At 57.2% G+C, this 17,988-nt stretch carries 12 protein-coding genes; 6 read left to right on the forward strand and 6 right to left on the reverse strand.

Annotated features, from left to right (window positions below; all coding sequences use genetic code 11):
* Positions 1 to 78: 78 nt before the first annotated feature.
* Positions 79 to 1,155, reverse strand: a complete 1,077-nt coding sequence (gene mtnA / locus KUF73_RS22125) for an S-methyl-5-thioribose-1-phosphate isomerase (protein ID WP_218440146.1) — start codon at positions 1,153 to 1,155, stop codon at positions 79 to 81.
* 107 nt (positions 1,156 to 1,262) lie between these two features.
* On the opposite strand from mtnA, the gene KUF73_RS22130 reads away from it, so the two are divergent.
* The 5 genes from KUF73_RS22130 (at position 1,263) to KUF73_RS22150 (ending at position 6,169) form a co-directional block, all read left to right on the forward strand.
* Entirely contained in the window at positions 1,263 to 2,594 is a 1,332-nt protein-coding gene (locus KUF73_RS22130) for a TRZ/ATZ family hydrolase (protein WP_218440147.1), read from the forward strand.
* A gap of 60 nt (positions 2,595 to 2,654) precedes the next feature.
* Positions 2,655 to 3,353, forward strand: coding sequence for a bifunctional 2-polyprenyl-6-hydroxyphenol methylase/3-demethylubiquinol 3-O-methyltransferase UbiG (gene ubiG, locus KUF73_RS22135; RefSeq protein WP_218440148.1), 699 nt, complete (start codon positions 2,655 to 2,657; stop codon positions 3,351 to 3,353).
* Between the two features lie 4 nt (positions 3,354 to 3,357).
* Positions 3,358 to 4,029, forward strand: coding sequence for an N-acetylmuramic acid 6-phosphate phosphatase MupP (gene mupP / locus KUF73_RS22140; protein WP_218440149.1), 672 nt, complete (start codon positions 3,358 to 3,360; stop codon positions 4,027 to 4,029).
* A 110-nt stretch (positions 4,030 to 4,139) separates the two neighbouring features.
* On the forward strand, positions 4,140 to 4,880 hold the full coding sequence (locus KUF73_RS22145; RefSeq protein WP_218440150.1) for a YciK family oxidoreductase: 741 nt from the start codon (positions 4,140 to 4,142) through the stop codon (positions 4,878 to 4,880).
* 362 nt (positions 4,881 to 5,242) lie between these two features.
* A complete protein-coding gene (locus tag KUF73_RS22150; protein ID WP_218440151.1) occupies positions 5,243 to 6,169 on the forward strand; it encodes a GGDEF domain-containing protein in 927 nt (308 codons plus the stop codon).
* 136 nt (positions 6,170 to 6,305) lie between these two features.
* Here KUF73_RS22150 and KUF73_RS22155 read toward each other — a convergent pair whose 3' ends face one another.
* Both KUF73_RS22155 and KUF73_RS22160 read right to left on the reverse strand, forming a co-directional pair.
* Entirely contained in the window at positions 6,306 to 7,103 is a 798-nt protein-coding gene (locus tag KUF73_RS22155; RefSeq protein ID WP_218440152.1) for a TenA family transcriptional regulator, read from the reverse strand.
* 45 nt (positions 7,104 to 7,148) lie between these two features.
* Positions 7,149 to 9,608, reverse strand: coding sequence for an EAL domain-containing protein (locus KUF73_RS22160; protein ID WP_218440153.1), 2,460 nt, complete (start codon positions 9,606 to 9,608; stop codon positions 7,149 to 7,151).
* A gap of 277 nt (positions 9,609 to 9,885) precedes the next feature.
* Here KUF73_RS22160 and KUF73_RS22165 point away from each other — a divergent pair, with 277 nt between their 5' ends.
* On the forward strand, positions 9,886 to 14,520 hold the full coding sequence (locus tag KUF73_RS22165) for a deaminase domain-containing protein (protein WP_218440154.1): 4,635 nt from the start codon (positions 9,886 to 9,888) through the stop codon (positions 14,518 to 14,520).
* Between the two features lie 25 nt (positions 14,521 to 14,545).
* Here the strand turns inward: KUF73_RS22165 and KUF73_RS22170 are convergent, their stop codons facing one another.
* From KUF73_RS22170 to KUF73_RS22180, 3 genes are read right to left on the reverse strand one after another with little or no spacing between them, the layout of a single operon-like run.
* Entirely contained in the window at positions 14,546 to 16,363 is a 1,818-nt protein-coding gene (locus tag KUF73_RS22170) for an ABC transporter ATP-binding protein (protein WP_218440155.1), read from the reverse strand.
* Complete coding sequence (locus KUF73_RS22175; RefSeq protein ID WP_218440156.1) at positions 16,356 to 16,994, reverse strand: DsbA family protein; 639 nt, start codon at positions 16,992 to 16,994, stop codon at positions 16,356 to 16,358. Before KUF73_RS22175 ends, KUF73_RS22170 begins: the two co-directional genes overlap by 8 nt.
* A 3-nt stretch (positions 16,995 to 16,997) precedes the next feature.
* Positions 16,998 to 17,939 (reverse strand): rhodanese-related sulfurtransferase, encoded by a 942-nt coding sequence (locus KUF73_RS22180; protein ID WP_218440157.1) that lies wholly within the window; start codon positions 17,937 to 17,939, stop codon positions 16,998 to 17,000.
* Positions 17,940 to 17,988 lie beyond the last annotated feature (49 nt).

A 17,988-nucleotide genomic window follows, 5' to 3' on the forward strand; every position in this document is an offset into this window, starting at 1 on the left:
TTGAGTGCCTGCGAGATTGCTGCAGATCAAGATCAAAAGGTCGCAGCCTTCGGCAGCGCCTACTTTGGTCGTGCAGGCTCAGTGAAGACGCTTGCGGCACATCAACTGCGCCATTTTTGCGGTGTCCGGACGCTCAACGATGCCTTTTTCGGTGACGATCGCATCGATCAGGTCGGCCGGCGTGACATCGAACACCGGGTTGAACGCGTCGACATCCGCCCCGACCCGCTTGCCGCCGACTTCCAGCAACTCGCGACCATCACGCTCTTCGATCGGAATGTCGTCACCGCTGGCCAGGTGCATGTCGATGGTTGAACTCGGCGCCACCACCATGAAGCGCACGCCATGGTGCATGGCATTGACCGCCAGTTGATAGGTGCCGATCTTGTTGGCCACATCGCCATTGGCAGTGATCCGGTCCGCACCGACGATCACCCAGGTAATACCTTTGGTTTTCATGATGTGCGCCGCGGCAGAGTCGGCATTGAGCGTCACCGGGATGCCTTCGTTGGCCAGCTCCCAGGCGGTCAACCGCGAACCTTGCAACCATGGACGTGTTTCGTCGGCGTAGACGCGCTCGACCATACCTTCAATAAAGGCCCCGCGAATCACCCCCAGTGCGGTGCCGAAGCCGCCCGTGGCCAACGCGCCGGTGTTGCAATGAGTGAGGATCGTCTGGGCGTTGCCCTGATGTTTGCGGATCAGGTCGACACCTAATTGCGCCATGGTCAGATTGGCTTCGCGATCACTTTCGTGAATGGCAATTGCCTCAGCCTCCAGCGCCACCAAGGGGTCGACGTTCTCTTTCAAGCGATCAAGCCGATCGTGCATACGGCCCAGCGCCCAGAACAGATTGACCGCAGTAGGACGAGAATCGGCCAGTAGCGCGAAATCTTCTTCCAGCGCCGCATACCAGTCGCCCCCCTCGGCAATCCGGGCGCGGGCCGCCAATACGATGCCATAGGCGGCACTGATACCGATTGCCGGTGCGCCGCGCACGACCATCGAACGAATGGCCTCGGCCACGCCAGCAGCGCTGGTGTAGGCGATCCAGGTTTCCTCGAAAGGCAAAATACGCTGATCCAGCAGATACAGGGCGCCATCACGCCAATCGATGGCCTTCACCTTCTCCGCAGCCAACAGTCGATCGCGCATCCCACACCCCGCACTCATGAACAAAGCCGCCGATTATAGCGATCCCCCCGCGAAGACGCTCGGGTATACTTCGCCATCCTTTACAAAAGCACTGGAACCCACCCTCGATGCCGAACACTGCCGCTGCGCTCGACCTGTTATTGCTGCCGACCTGGCTGGTACCCGTCGAACCCGCTGGTGTTGTCCTCAAAGAACATGGCCTGGGCATCCGCGATGGGCGCATCGTCTTCATCGGCCCTCGTTCCGCCGCCCTGAAGCTTAACGCAAACGAAGTGCGCGAACTGCCGGACATCCTGCTGAGTCCCGGCCTGATCAATGCCCACGGTCACGCAGCAATGACCTTGTTCCGCGGCCTGGCCGACGATCTGCCCCTGATGACCTGGCTGGAAAACCACATCTGGCCAGCCGAAGCCAAATGGGTCGACGAAGCGTTTGTGCGTGACGGCACCGACCTGGCCATTGCCGAGCAGCTCAAAGGTGGCATCACCTGCTTCTCTGACATGTATTTCTTCCCGAAGGTTGCCAGCGAGCGCGTGCACAACAGCGGCATTCGCGCTCAGATCGCGATTCCGATCCTCGATTTCCCCATCCCCGGTGCCAGCACTGCAGACGAAGCCATTCGTCAGGGCGTCGAATTGTTTGGCGATCTCAAGCACCATGAACGCATCAAAATCACCTTCGGCCCCCACGCACCCTACACCGTGGGCGACGAAAACCTGGAAAAAATCCGGGTGATCGCGGAAGAGCTCGATGCGTCGATCCACATGCACGTGCACGAAACCGCTTTTGAAGTGCAGCAATCGGTCGAGCAACGCGGTGAACGCCCGTTGGCCCGACTTGCTCGCCTGGGTCTTCTGGGGCCGCGCTTCCAGGCGGTCCACATGACCCAGATCAGCGAAGAAGACCTGGCACTGCTGGTAGAAAGCAATACCAACGTGATTCATTGCCCTGAGTCCAACCTGAAGCTGGCGAGCGGATTCTGCCCGGTCGAACGCTTGTGGCAGGCCGGGGTGAATGTCGCGGTGGGGACCGATGGCGCCGCCAGCAACAACGACCTGGATCTGCTCGGCGAAACCCGCACCGCCGCCTTGCTGGCCAAAGCCGTCGCTGGTTCGGCCACAGCGTTGGACGCCCATCGTGCCCTGCGCATGGCCACCCTCAACGGCGCCCGGGCGCTGGGCATTGAGGCCGAAGTCGGCTCGCTGGAAGTCGGCAAAGCCGCCGACATTGTGGCGTTCGACCTTTCAGGCCTGGCACAACAGCCAGTCTACGACCCGGTTTCGCAGCTTATATATGCCACCGGCCGGGACTGCGTGAAACACCTTTGGGTCGCCGGCAAACAACTGCTCGACGACCGTCGCCTGACTCGCCTGGATGAAGAGCAACTGGTCACCACAGCCAAAACCTGGGGCCAACGCATCAGCGGCCGCACCGAATAGTAAGCACCCCGGACTCAACGCCGGGGCATCAGGATTTTTCAAGTTTCAGAGGACCTAAACATGAGCAACGTCGACTACGCCGAAATCGCCAAATTCGAAGCCCTGGCGCATCGTTGGTGGGACCGCGAAAGCGAATTCAAGCCGCTGCACGATATCAACCCGTTGCGGGTCAACTGGATTGACGAACGCGTTAATCTGGCCGGCAAAAAAGTCCTCGACGTCGGTTGCGGCGGCGGCATCCTCAGCGAAGCCATGGCCCAACGCGGCGCTACCGTAACCGGCATCGACATGGGCGAAGCACCCCTGGCGGTCGCGCAACTGCATCAGCTGGAGTCCGGCGTAAGCGTCGAATACCGGCAGATCACCGCCGAAGCCCTGGCCGAAGAAATGCCAGAACAGTTCGACGTAGTCACCTGCCTGGAAATGCTTGAACACGTGCCAGACCCGTCGTCGGTGATCCGCGCCTGCTTCCGCATGGTCAAGCCGGGCGGTCAGGTGTTTTTCTCCACCATCAACCGCAATCCGAAGGCGTATCTGTTCGCCATCGTCGGCGCCGAATACATCATGAAGCTGTTGCCGCGCGGCACCCACGACTTCAAGAAATTCATCCGCCCTTCCGAGCTCGGCGCCTGGAGCCGCATGGCCGGCTTGACCGTCAAGGACATCATCGGCCTGACGTACAACCCGCTGACCAAGCACTACAAACTGGCGGCCGACGTGGACGTCAACTACATGATCCAGACCCTGCGCGAGGAGTAAGCCGATGCGTATCAGAGCAGTTCTTTTCGACATGGACGGCACCCTGCTCGACACCGCGCCGGACTTCATCGCGATCTGTCAGGCGATGCGGGCCGATCGCGGCTTGCCGCCGATGAACGACAAACACATTCGCGATGAAATCTCCGGTGGTGCCAAGGCGATGGTTGCCGTGACCTTCTCCATGGACCCGGAATCGCCGGGTTTTGAAGAGCTGCGCCTGGAGTTTCTCGAGCGCTACCTCGTCGGCTGTGCCGTTCACAGCAAGCTGTTCGACGGCATGGGTGAACTGCTCGAAGACATCGAGAAAGCCAACCTGATCTGGGGTGTCGTGACCAACAAGCCGCTGCGTTTCGCCGAACCGATCATGCAGCAACTCGGACTGGCCGAGCGTTCGGCCTTGCTGATCTGCCCGGACCACGTGAAGAACAGCAAGCCGGACCCGGAGCCGTTGATCCTGGCGTGCAAGATGCTCGACCTCGACCCGGCCAGCGTATTGTTTGTCGGTGATGACTTGCGCGATATCGAATCGGGTCGAGATGCCGGCACCAAGACGGCGGCGGTGACCTTCGGCTATATCCATCCCGACGACAACCCACGGCATTGGGGTGCGGACGTGGTAGTTGATCATCCGCTGGAGTTGCGCAAGGTCTTAGATAGCGCCCTGTGCAGCTGCTGATAGACGTCAAAAGATCGCAGCCTGCGGCAGCTCCTACAGGGAAATGCGATCAATGTAGGAGCTGCCGAAGGCTGCGATCTTTTAAAGCTTGTTAATGGATTGAGGTTTTTATGTTTGATTATTCCGCACGCCCTGAATTGCTCAAGGACCGGGTCATTCTGGTCACCGGCGCTGGCCGTGGCATTGGCGCTGCCGCCGCGAAAACCTACGCCGCTCACGGCGCGACCGTACTGTTGCTGGGCAAGACCGAGGCCAATCTGACGCAGGTCTACGACGAAATCGAAGCTGCCGGTCATCCGCAACCCGCCGTCATCCCGTTCAACCTGGAAACCGCCCTGCCCCATCAATACGATGAGCTGGCCGCGATGATCGAAACCGAATTCGGCCACCTCGACGGCTTGCTGCACAACGCCTCGATCATTGGTCCGCGTACGCCGATCGAACAGCTCTCCGGCGAGAACTTCATGCGGGTCATGCACGTCAACGTCAACGCCATGTTCATGCTCACCAGCACTCTGCTGCCACTGCTCAAGCTGTCTCAGGATGCTTCGGTGGTGTTCACCTCCAGCAGCGTCGGCCGCAAGGGGCGTGCTTACTGGGGTGCATACGGCGTTTCGAAATTTGCCACCGAAGGCTTGATGCAAACCCTCGCCGACGAAGTCGAAACCGTCGCCCCCGTGCGCTCCAACAGCATCAACCCGGGTGCCACTCGCACCAGCATGCGTGCACAGGCCTATCCAGGGGAAAACCCGTTGAACAACCCGACGCCCGAGGAGATCATGCCGGTCTACCTTTACCTGATGGGCCCGGACAGCACGGGCATTAATGGCCAGGCATTCAACGCCCAGTAATACCGTGCGTCGCTTTTGTGCCGCGTCGACTTCCCGTCGCGGCACTCAGGTATCCCCTCGTTTTCAGTCAAACAAATGCCACAAAATCCCCCCTCTGCTTTTCGTCTCCTAACAAAGCATTGATTCATAACGATTTTTTATAAAATCGAACTGACTGGCACGACTTTCGCTCTATATTTGCTCAGACATTCAGCGTGAAAGCAGATGGGGCGGGTCTCGCGTCGGCGGTTCCTAAACTTCGCCAAAGCAGATTAGACTTGTGCGATATGTCCTACGGGACTGACGGACCAGTATGACGCGCAGCCCAAAGCCGCTCTCACCCAGCTTGTAAGACAGCCTTACTGCTCAGGGGCGCATGCCATATGAAATCACCTTCCCAGACCAACGCAATTGACTTCGATAGTGCCAAATTGCAACGCCTGGGCTTTGGTCAGCAGCAACCGACTCTGGAACGGCCTCTGAGTCTTGCGCAATTGCGCCAGCAACTGAGCATGCAGCTGCAAACCAGTCTTGAGCCACAACGCATTCTCGGGTTGTTCTTCCGTGAAATTCAACGACTTGTTCCACTCGACGCCTTGAGCTATCAGCACAAGAGCAGCGATTTGCGCCTGGAATTCGGCCAGCGCGGCCACCACTCGATCAGCTACAACCTCAGCCACGAAGGCGAGCACCTCGGTGAGCTGGTGTTTCGTCGCAATCAGCGTTTCTCCGAGCAGGAACAGGGCAACCTCGAATCCCTGCTGGCCTCTCTGCTGTACCCGATGCGTAACACCTTGCTTTACCGCACCGCCACCCAAAGTGCATTGCGTGATCCGCTGACGGACACCGGTAACCGCATCGCCATGGACCAGACGTTACAGCGCGAAATCGAGCTGTCACGGCGCCACCTGCAACCGTTGTCATTGTTGATGCTGGACATCGATCACTTCAAGCAGATCAACGACACCCACGGTCATAGCGCTGGCGATGATGTGTTGAAGGCCGTTGCCGCCTCGATCAAGGGACAGTTGCGCAACGTGGACATGGTGTTTCGCTATGGAGGCGAAGAATTCCTGATCCTGCTGTCCAACACCACCCGGGAAGCAGCGGCTTTGGTCGGTGAGCGACTGCGGGTTGCGGCGCAGGCCGAGGATTTTCTGGCCGATGGCCGTGTGATTGGGCTGACAGTCAGCCTCGGCTGCTCGACCTTGTTGCCCGGCGAATCTGTCGAGAGCCTGTTGCGAAGAGCTGATAACGCGTTGTATGTGGCCAAGCGCGAGGGGCGAAACCGGTTGACGATGGCGGGCTGAGCTTTCAATCACAATACAAAACAATGTGGGAGCGAGCCTGCTCGCGATTGCTATCTGTCATTCACCCTATTCGGCGAATGTTAAACAGCTATCGCGAGCAGGCTCGCTCCCACATTTGGTTTGTGTTGCCGTTGGATCAGCTCTCGGCCAGTACCGCCACTCGTTCACGGGCTACCGGTGCCTTTTCCGCGTGCTCCAGTTGCATGCAGCGTTCCAGGAAAAGGAACATGTAGTCATAGCTCTTGCACACCGCCGAACGCAATTCTTCCTGCAGCGATTTGCTCGGGTTCAGGCCCGCCAGGGTGCAGATGATTTCCAGCGCTTCCCACGGATGGGCATCGTCATACTGGGCATGCATCTTCAGCCACTTCATCGCTCGCTTGCGGTCTTCCTCGGGGAATGCCGCCGCGTAGACACCATTGGAACAGACCAGCGCCGACCACTCCCCGGTCGCGCCTTCAATGGCGTAGTTGGTGGCGGCGATGGCCACGATCAGCGAGTCCGCCGAACTGGTGTGCCAGCACCAATGGCTCAGGGCGTGAAGTTCAGGCGCAACCTGTTGCGCCTGCAGATCTTCCAGGCTGACACCGTGAGCACGGCTCCAGTTAACCCAGTAATCGGCGTGGTTCAATTCGACGCGGATATTGCGCATCAGCCAGCGACGCGCCATGTCTTCGCCGGGATGACGGGCAAAACGGGTTTTAGTGAGGTTTTGTGCCATGTATAACGCGAACTGTTCGACCACCGGCCAGCCACCAATCAGGTACTGACGCATGGTCTTTGCACTGAGCTTGTTGTCACGCATGCGCTGATACAGTTCGTGTTCGACAACCCGGCGCTTGCTCTCGCTGCAGTCCTGGATCAGGCGCTGGGCCCAGGCCGGATAACTTGCAGCTTCCATGAGTGGTCCGGTTCGGCTGAATGTGTCGATCACTGTCGGGCTCCTTTTGATTGTGATTGTTAGGATCAGCAAGAGATTTCAACGGAACGTGCCAGGTGCCTTGAATAACAAAGGTTGAGGCCTGGCAGGACGACTTTGCAAGCTATCGCAGGTAAACAGTTGCGGGCGTTCTATGACATACCCTTGAGCGTAATCCACCCCTATTTCCAGCAATGCCTGTTCGATTTGAGGCGTCTCGACAAACTCGGCAATCGTACGCTTACCCATGACATGCCCGATGTGATTGATCACCTCGACCATGGCGCGGTTAATCGGGTCGTCCAGCATATCCTTTACAAAACTCCCGTCGATCTTCAGGAAGTCTACAGGCAAATGTTTCAGGTAAGCGAATGAGGACATACCGGCGCAAAAATCGTCCAGCGAAAAATGACAACCTAAGCCTTTGAGTTCATTAATGAATCTGATCGCACTGCCAAGATTGGAAATAGCGCTGGTTTCAGTAATTTCAAAACAAATCATTTCAGCCGGAATTGAATATGTAACGAACTGCTCACGCAGGAAGTCCAGGAACGCCTCATCGCCGATGGTAGTACCCGACAGATTGATCGCACACATCGCCAGCGGCCCCTGGCGCTTTTCGGCTCGGCACTGGGCAATGATCTTGAATACATTCTGCACCACCCAACGGTCAAGCGAGGTCATCAGGCCATAGCGTTCGGCTGCCGGAATAAAGCTGTCGGGCAGGATCATGCGACCGGCTTCGTCATGCAGGCGCAACAGGATTTCGATATGCCCACTGCCCTGTTCGGTATGGCCAAGCGGGGCGATTTCCTGGGCATACAGGCAAAAACGATCTTCTTCCAGCGCCATGTGCAGGCGTTGTACCCAGGCCATTTCGCCAAAGCGCAGTGACAGTTCCGAATCGTCCGGGTGATAGACCTGGACCCGGTTGCGGCCTTTTTCCTTGGCCATGTAGCAAGCCATGTCGGCAGCGCGCAGCGAGGCTTCAAGGGTGGTGGGATTCTGCGCGACATGCACCAGGCCAATACTGACGGTGGTCACGAATGGCCGGCCCTTCCAGACGAAGTGCAGGTTTTGCACGGTCTGACGCAGGCTCTCGGCAATTTTTTCCGCCGCGTCCGGCCCACAATTTTCCAGCAGGATGCCGAACTCGTCGCCACCCAACCGGGCCAGGGTATCGCCCTCTCGCAGCCCGGATTGCAGCAGCGCGCAGATATGCCGTAGCAACTCATCACCTGCCGCATGGCCGCAGGTGTCGTTGACCAGTTTGAATTGATCGAGATCGAGAAACATCAGGGCATGACGCCCCGTCTGCCGCCCCAGAGTGTGCAGCGCCTGCTCCAGACGGAATTCGAACTCGCGACGGTTGGCCAGCCCGGTCAGAGCGTCATGGGTGGCCTGCCAGGACAGATTCGCAATGTATTGCCGTTCCTGGGTCATGTCATGCAGCACGAGTACGGTGCCGCTGACCTTGCCGGCATTGCTGATCGGCGCCCCCACCAGCGTCACCGAAACGGTGCTGCCGTCCAGGCGCTGGATCAACTTGGAATGTTCGCTGCCACCGCTGAGCTGACCGCTCAAAATGCGTTCGATCAAAGTAAAACCATCGCTCTGGGCATTCTCATCCAGCAGATTGAACAGCGCTGCCAACGGCAATCCCGTCGCCTGCTCGGCCTTCCAGTGGGTCAACGCCTCGGCGGCCGGATTCATGTAGGCAATCGCGCCTTCGACATCCGTGGTAATCACGCCATCGCCAATCGATTGCAAGGTGATCTGCGCCCGGTCTTTCTCCAGTTGCAGCGCGTCGGCGAAGGCGTGGCGTTGTTTGAGCAGCTTATGCGTACGCATCAAGGCCAATGCAATCAAGCCCAGGGCGGTCGCGAGGTTGGTCAACAGCAGCAGCCGAAGAATGACCCGCGAACCTTCACCCAGGGCATCGCTGAAGGCTTTCGCCGCTGGCGTCACTTCATCGTTGATCGCGAAAATCTGCGCCTTCCAGCGTTTGATGTCGGCATCCGAGGCCGGGGTGGCCGTGATGTGTTGATGCATGTCCTGCGCGACGTCATCGAGCTTGACCAGATACGCGTCACCTACCGTCCACAGATCGATGGCTTTTTCGAGATAACTGAAGTGCCGGAAATTCAAGTACAGCCAGATCAGGCTGGAAACGTCATCCGGGTGGTTGCCACCCTTAAGGATCGCCGCGCGCGCGGCCTCTATATTCGGTGGTTGGTGATCCAGTGCCACACGCAACTCGTGACCGCCCTGGGGCACGGCAATCGCGCTCTGGTATTTGAGAAAAATCGACTCGTCACGACTGTCTGCGTAAAGATTGAGGTAGTAGATGGCGTCTTTCTGGCCCTTGGACCACAGGCTTTCACCGGCGACATAGCCGCGGACCGCCGACAGCACGTAAAGGCTAACGCCGCCCAACAAGGCTTGAAACAACACGACGGCGATAAATGGCCAGACGATGCCCAACAACCGTGGCGTTCCGAGTGTCCGCGTTTGATTCATGAGGTCCCTTGCATTAGCACTACTTGATCGTCTTCCGGACGAAATGGCTGTAGCTAGACTAGGGTGCGTTCGTACTCCCGGCAAGTACGAACCTCCTGTCTCACGTGAACCAACCCTTTCAAATAGACGCACGCCACACTCAATGATCACGCTCGGAGGAAAGATATTTTCTTCGCAGTAATTATGTACCGCACGGCTTTTCCCATGGCTCGTTGTAATCGATGACGTGTAACAGCACGAAAACCATTCGAAACAACGAATCATGAGAAGGCACACCATGCAATCAACACTTTTGAGCCCTGTTGAAGCCAGCAACCACGACTCGTCCCCGTCCGCGACTCAGGTGTATCAAAGCCAATTGGGGGACTACGAACTGTTGCTGTCCTTCATGCGTGCCGAAACCGGATCGATTTCCCAATTCAGGCAAACCGTACTCAGGCCTCGTACTTTCTCCCCGTTGGACCAGGAGAACGAAGTGGGTCATGAGGCCTTGCAGCAGTTACTGAAAAATACCGACTATCTGGAGTTGTGCAAAACATACAAGGTCTCCCCGCATTTTCTGATTGTCACCCTCAAGGACGGAACCTACGTCTATGAGACCTCAAATCGTGGCAGTGAAGAAAAGATCGTCTTGCCGATGTGCGAGTGTGCACATTTGCAAGCACTCACCGACCGGATTGAAAAATCCGCTGCGTTAATGGGTGGGCAAATTCGCTATGACCGGCTCGTCAGTCTGCCCGGCATTGCCGCGTTCTACGGTCTTACGCCTTGGGACCCGGCAGACACTGCCGCCAACAAGGCTGCCATCGCTACTGTCGAAGACAAGATCGCCAGCTATCGTTTGAGCCTGGAGGACGACTTCAACGTTCTCGACCTGAAGCGCCATCCCACCCAAAAAGATCACGAGGTATTTCAAGCCGTCCAGTCTGCCTCCTCCACCTCTTCCCAAGTCGACAAACAGGCATTGCAGGCCCAAATAATTGCCAGGGAGGCAGTCGACACAATCAGTACATTTTTGCCGCAGGGAAGTGCCTCCCCACTGACCTATTTCGCCCAAGATATTCTCCCCTCAGCCACCTATGCACAGGTACGGGCAACACCAGCGGTTTATTTGCAGAAAATCCTTCAGAGCCCCCAAGCCGAGGAGCTCGCAACGACCTTACTGTCGGTCATGGATTGGTATGGAGGGAAAACAGGCGAAGAGACATCACCTCAGATCCGCACCAAAGTAGTCGCCAATGCATTGCAGATCTGGCTGAAATCGCCGACGACCGAGCACCCCGAAGGAATCGCCGGTTTTGACTGGCAGTCTCATTCACACTGGGGCAAGAGTTATCAGGCGATCTGGAAGGAATTCGAAACCCACCTGCTCACATCAAAACGGGCAGCGTCGGAGAAAGAGGCGATTGTTATTGCAAGGTTGTTTCTGGGCCAGTTTCCCATCGAGTTTCGTGTCAGCAATATCCCGACTGATCTTCCGTATAGAAGCTCTCTGGTCTGGGTGAATTTTCTGAATGGTGTGAATCTGATCAATGCCGGCGATCCAGGAGCATTGAGCAGAATGACTTTCCAGCAGTTGGTAGATCTGCCCCTGCAACGGTCTCTCGGAGCCACTTCCGATGGGCTCAATGAGATCAGCCTGGCACGGTTGCTTCCGGCTTTGGACTGGGCCCAAACCCAAGGCATCATTACCCGAAAACGCCATGAAACCTACGTACAGGACGAAATTGAGCTGGCGCTAACCGAACTGGACAATCACTCGACAGCCCTCACTGAAGCAATCACTCGACTCAATGAAGAGCCGCCCAAGCGACTATCCATGGCGAAATCTGCGGTGGAAAAACTCTTTGGCAAAGATTTTTTTTCGGATGGGAGAAAACTAACGAGGAAGCGAATCGAAACCATCCGCTGGAATAGCGTGCCAACGCTCAAAGGCAAGGAGTATGACTACTACTCGGCTGTCGACGTCCTGGCATCCGGCAAATTCGATGATCTAGAACCATGGAATACAACGACACTCGACGGTGAACCGAGTCAACGTTGGGTCCGCATAGACAAGAATCGATCAATATCATCCTCTCGATGGTGGGACCTTATGGTGGGCCCTCCTACCGGCACCCTACCCGATATCCCGGCACAGTTTGATCGGCAATTCAAACTCCATTTGCAATCGCTGACCACCTCCTATCAAACACTGATCCAAAGCTTGCTAGCATCGCTTGCGTTTTCCGACCGTCAGTCGCTTGAGTGGGGCGAACTGCGCATCTATAGCCTGAGGAAAGAAACCCAAGGGATAGAAGCGCAAAACGAAACGGCTGAAATCATCTTGCCTCTGCGGGCGCGCAACGGCCTGATTGTGCAATCAACCTTCAATAACCTGACAACGACTTACGAACTGCTCCCGCGGGCAGGTGTGATACGCCGTATCGCCAATCCAGACGCTGAGCAGTTCGGGGGGGATCTGAAGTCCGAACAATGGCGCTTGGCTAAATCGACCGTTGCCGTTTCGGTACGACGTCATAAGAGCATACCGTTTGATTGGGACGCCCATGCGAATGCAAACGTGCCGAAACAGGATGCGAGTTGCCAGGCGATCATCGAACAGCTAGGTGAAAAATTTATCGCGGTGCCGCTCGAAGGTCGCTCGGAAAATGTTCCGCTGTCGATATCGTCGAGTCGTTGTGCAGCAATCAGCAAATTCATTGCCACCCAACTGCTATTTGTCGACCCTGAAAAACTTCGCTCCGCTGCCTACGGGCGAACGGAGTTCGAACGTGAACAAGCCTTGCATGATAAGGCACTGGAAATCGGCAAAATGTTCGTCCCATTCTGGAAAAGTGTCGAAGACGTGGCTTCCGGCGACAGAACACGCTTGATCAATGGTGCATTCGGCCTGTTTACCGACCTGCTTTCGTTTGCGCAACCGATCGGCAAATTTACCTCGGGGTCAATCAAGCTGCTCAGCAATGCAAGCCGCCTGACCTTGCGCGCCAGACTGCCCGTATTTGCATCACTCTCCAAAGAACTGCTGATTCTGACGGTTCAGGCTCTCAACCCGATTGATGGTGTCGTTACGCTGCTTCGGGCGTTGGGAGGCAGAGGATTGAGGCTGGGCAGAACTGCCATTTTCAGACTTCAGGAATTGACGGGCAAAGCCGGGCACTATGACTTTGTCCAAAGCCTGCCGCAGATGAACGATGGCGGTCGATGGAGACCATGGGTGAGCGGTGACCAACTGGCGACGATCAGAGGGATCGACGACGTGCCCGTGCGCAACATTGCTTCTACAGGCAAAGCCAATTACCGCCTGATCGATCCGTTATCGTCCAAACCTTATGGCCCGTCACTCACAACCCATTCAGGCGGACTGTCGTTGGGACGTTCGCGCTATCACACGCTGGAAAACAGCAATCGACAGGTCATTGTCGAACTCGCTGATAACAGCCGCGTTCGGGAAGTGCTTGAAGTCGATGGCAGAACAACTCTGTTCATCGACGACCAGCCTTACCGACTAAAGAACGGCACGCTGCGCCGCGCTGAACTGACTGATGACACCTATAAGGCTATTCCCTGTCGAGTACCGCGTACGCCCGGCAAACAGCTGTGCAAAACAAGCTATGTCGTTCGCGACCCGGCCCCCACTCCCGACATCGGTAGTTTCGATACGACCAAAGGTTGGGCTCCCTGGTTTGGAGATGTTATTTACACACCGGCTACCGGCAGAGCTGCAATGCGGATCAGCGGGCTGCGCGCGCACTCGACGCTAGAAGCCACGATGGAGTTTCAAAAAGGAATCTATGGACGCGCCAAGGTCAGCATGCCCGTTGCGGGGCAACCGTTGGTCGATACCGTGAGCGCAGGCGTCATCCTCGTGGAGGCAGCGGACGGGAGCAAACACTATGTGTTCATGCGTTTGAATGCCGGCGACTTTTACGTGGCCGAGCGTGTAAAGGGACAAAGCGTGTACGACAGACTGACCTTCAAGAAAGCCGACACTCTCCATGCCGAAGTGAAAAAAGAGTTGCTGGTGGTCTACACCGGTTCACTTAATGCCAACAACATGGTCCGAATCCACGGTCAGGCGTCTGTCGAGCGAGCATTGAAAGCCATGAATGAGATTGCGATTCCAATCGGTGGACATGCCAATCCACCCGAAACGCTCAAATGGCTCAAGGTCGATACCAGCCCGGCGGAGGCCGTGTTGTTCGATCACTCCACGCGAATGATTGTCCGGGCTTCCACCGATGGCGCCGCAACCTGGTCGCTGTCCAAGGCTGCGCCCGACAACGTGCGCGAAACCACCGCAGAAATCTTCAACAACCTGTTCGCGAAAAAAGTCATCACCGTCGAATCATCGACGCAATCCGGACCCAAGGCGTTGAGAATCGACGACACGATGATGCAATTGCAACGCCTGATAGGCACGGCAAAACGTCAGCGCGTACACGGCCCCAGGAACATTGCGTTTGCTGAAATCAAAACAAAATCCGGCGTACATGAAGTGTATGTCAGCGTGTCCGGCAGTAAGGGTGACACTGATTACCTGCCGTTGTTTGCCAAACACAAAAGTACCAGAGAGGTAAAAGTCGGCACCGCTACCTACATCAATATCGATCAGGGTGTTCGCTTCCCGCAGACGGCACTCCACGTGACACCTCAAGGCAAGTTGCAGGCAATCCCTCATACCATCGACAACATTGAAACCTACTCGCCTGCGCTCACCTCTCGACCCACATCGCTGGATACCGAGAGCAAGCTCGTCAGCGTAATACGAGCCAAATATCCTGACTCGAAAGATCTTGAGTCCATCACGATCGCCACCACCATGGCACCCTGTGACTCATGTTCGGTGGTCATGAAGCAGTTCAGCTATGACGGCAGCCCAAATGCACTGGACGTCGCCTGGAAGTAAATGTCCTGGAAGTAAGTGCGTGTACTCAGTGCTGCTGCAAATGCCCATAAAGCTTTGCATACAAACCGCCATCAGCAATCAGTTGCTGGTGGTCGCCATCTTCGGCAATTTGCCCGCCGTCGAACACCAATACACGATCAGCCTGTTTAACGGCGGAAAGACGATGGGCAATGATCAGCGTGGTTCGATGACTGAGGAAACGCGCGAGTGCCTGATGCAGGTTGTATTCAGTGGCAGCATCTAGCGCGGAAGTGGCTTCATCGAGAATCACCACTTTCGGTTCAGCCAGCACCATCCGCGCAATCGCCAGGCGTTGCCGCTGACCGCCGGACAAGCGCACGCCAGAACGCCCGACGACGCTATCCAGACCGTTGGGCAACTCGCGAATCGTGGCGTGCAACTGGGCGATTTCCAGCGCCTGCCAACAAGCCTCGTCGCTGCGTTCGCGGCCCATGGTCAGGTTGGCCCGAACCGTATCGTTGAACAATGCCGGATGCTGCAGGACCACGGCGACGTTTTCCCGCACCGTTTCCAGTCCGATTTCCTGTTGGGTCGAACCGCCGAAACGGATGGTCCCGGCCAGCGGTGTGTAAAGGCCAAGCAGCAACTGCACCAGCGTGCTTTTGCCGCCACCACTGGCGCCGACAATCGCGACTTTTTCACCGGGGGCAATGGAAAGATTCATCTGACTCAACACCAGCTCGTCGCCGTAGCCGAAACTCAAACCCTGAACTTCGATGCCTACGGTCTCGCGACCAATGAACGGATCGACACCCTTCGGGTACTCCGGCTCATCGGCGCGGGACAGCAGCTCATTGATTCGCGACAGCGCACCACCGGCGGCGTAATAGGCATATTGCAGATTCAGCAGCTGTTCAACCGGACCGATCATGAACCACAAGTAGCTGAACACGGCGAGCATCTGGCCGATGGACAGGTCGGAAAACAACACCGTAAGCATGGCCGCGGCACGAAAAATATCGATACCGAACTGGAACAGCAAACCACTGGCCCGGTTCGAGGCATCGGTTTTCCATTGCGAACTCACTGCGTAATCGCGTACTTCCCTGGCACGCAGCCCCAAACGCCCAAGGAAAAACCCCTGACGGTTACCGGCACGAACCTCCTGGATCGCATCGAGGGTTTCGGTCAACGCCTGGGTGAAGCGCGAGGTGCTGTCGTTCTCGAGTTTTTTCAGGTGCTTGACCCGCTTGCCCAACTGCACCGTGGCGTAGATCACCAGCGGGTTGAACAGCAGGATCAGCAACGCCAGTTTCCAGTGCATCCACATCAGAATGCCCGCGGTGCCCACCAGCGTCAGCATGGCCACGAGGAAACGGCTGAGGGTTTCGCCGACGAATTTGTCCAGCGTATCCAGGTCTGTGACCAGGTGCGTAGTCACCGTACCGCTGCCCAGGCTTTCATATTCCCCGAGCGAGATACGCTTGAGCCGCTCGATCAGGCGGATACGAATGCGGTACACGATGTCCTTGGCCAGCGCCGCGAACAACCGCGCCTGCACCACGTTGAACAGCAGGGCCGCGCAGCGCAGCGTCAGGGTCACCAGCAACATCAGGCCGATGTAACCGGCCGCTTTCTGCCAGACATCCGGCAGCGCATGGTTCATGACTTTGAGTGCAGCGTCACCGTGGCCCAGCAACACTTCGTCTACCAGCAACGGCAAGAGCAAGGGAATTGGCACACTGCACAGGGTCGCCAATACGGCCACGCCGTTGGCGATCCACAGGGATTTCTTGTGATGCAGGGCCAGGCGACGGATTTCCGCCCAGCTCAGCCGGTCGACACGCTTTGCGTTGGGGGCGTCGTCAGGCAGGTCATGCACAGGCCGCGCGCTCCAGCCAGCGGCCGAGTAGCGGAGACAGCACACTGAGCGGCTGATAGCCATTGGTCAGCAGTGCCAATTGACCATTGCGCTCAGCCAGCAGGGTCGGGAAACCGGCGATACCCAGGTCCTGGACCCAGGTAAAATCGGCAGAGGTGGCGGTGTGCGTATCGGCACGGTCAAACGCAGCGGCGAATTCGATACGCGGCAGACCGGCCTGCTCCGCCAATTCGACCAGAACGCTGGCGTGAGTAACGTCGCGGCCTTCGGCGTAAAACGCATGCTGAATGAGCCCGAGCAACTTCCACGCACAATCCGGCGCCAGGTTGCGCGCCGTCACCAGCGCCCGACAGGCAGGCTCGGTGTCGTAGACAAATCCCTCAGGCAATGCCCCTTCCCGTTTGAACGGCTGGCCGGTGGCCTCGGTGACCGCCTGCCAGTGCTCAAGAATGTAGCGCCGGGTGGTCGGTTCAAGGGCCGCGCCACTGCCGGTGCGCAAGCCGCCCACCACCAGATGCACGTCCACACCGGCTGCCTGCGCCTGCTCGACCAGCGCGTTAGCCACCGGAGCAAAGCCCCAGCACCAGGAACACATCGGGTCCATCACATAGAGCAGGCGGCATGCAGACATGATTCAAGCCTCGGAGGTGATTTGCTTGTAGTTGTAGCCGATCGGATGAGGCAAGTTGCGCGCCTTGGCCAGTTCGATCTGCTTTTGCCGATCAATGGCACTGCGACGGGTTTTCTCGCTCAGTTTGTCCCAGCAATGCGGGCAACTGATACCGGCCACGTAATGCTCGGACGCGCGGTCTTCGATGCTGATAGGCGTGCGGCAGGCGTGGCACTGATCGTAGTCACCTTCGCTCAGATCGTGGCGAACCGTCACACGGTTATCGAACACGAAGCAGTCGCCCTGCCATTTGGTTTCCGCCTGCGGCACCTCTTCGAGGTACTTCAGAATGCCGCCCTTGAGGTGATAGACCTCATCGAAGCCTTCGCTGAGCATGAAGCTCGATGCCTTTTCGCAACGAATGCCGCCGGTGCAGAACATCGCGACTTTCTTGTGCACGGCCGGGTCGAAGTTGGCTTTGATGTAGTCGGGGAATTCACGAAAACTGGTGGTTTTCGGATCGATCGCGCCTTCGAAGGTGCCGATCGACACTTCATAGTCGTTACGGGTATCGATCAACAGCACTTCCGGATCGTTGATCAGCGCGTTCCAGTCTTGCGGATCCACGTAGGTGCCGACCTTTTTGTTCGGGTCCACGCCTTCGACGCCAAGGGTGACGATTTCTTTCTTGAGTTTGACTTTGGTACGGTAGAAGGGCTGATCGTCGCAGTACGACTCTTTATGATCGATGTCGTCCATGCGCGGGTCGTTCTTGAGCCAGGCCATCAGCCCGTCGATACCTTCACGGCTGCCGGACACAGTGCCGTTGATGCCTTCTTCGGCGATCAGCAGTGTGCCTTTGATGCCGTTGTCGACCATCGCCTTGAGCAGCGGCTCGCGCAGGTCAACGTAATCTTCCAGGGTGACGAACTTATACAGTGCCGCCACGACAATCTGTTGTGTCATGGGTAAATCTCCAGGTGGCTACCCTCGTAAGGGGTGAACCGGATGCGAA

This window comes from Pseudomonas sp. PD9R, from assembly GCF_019200975.1.
Classification (GTDB): Bacteria; Pseudomonadota; Gammaproteobacteria; order Pseudomonadales; family Pseudomonadaceae; genus Aquipseudomonas.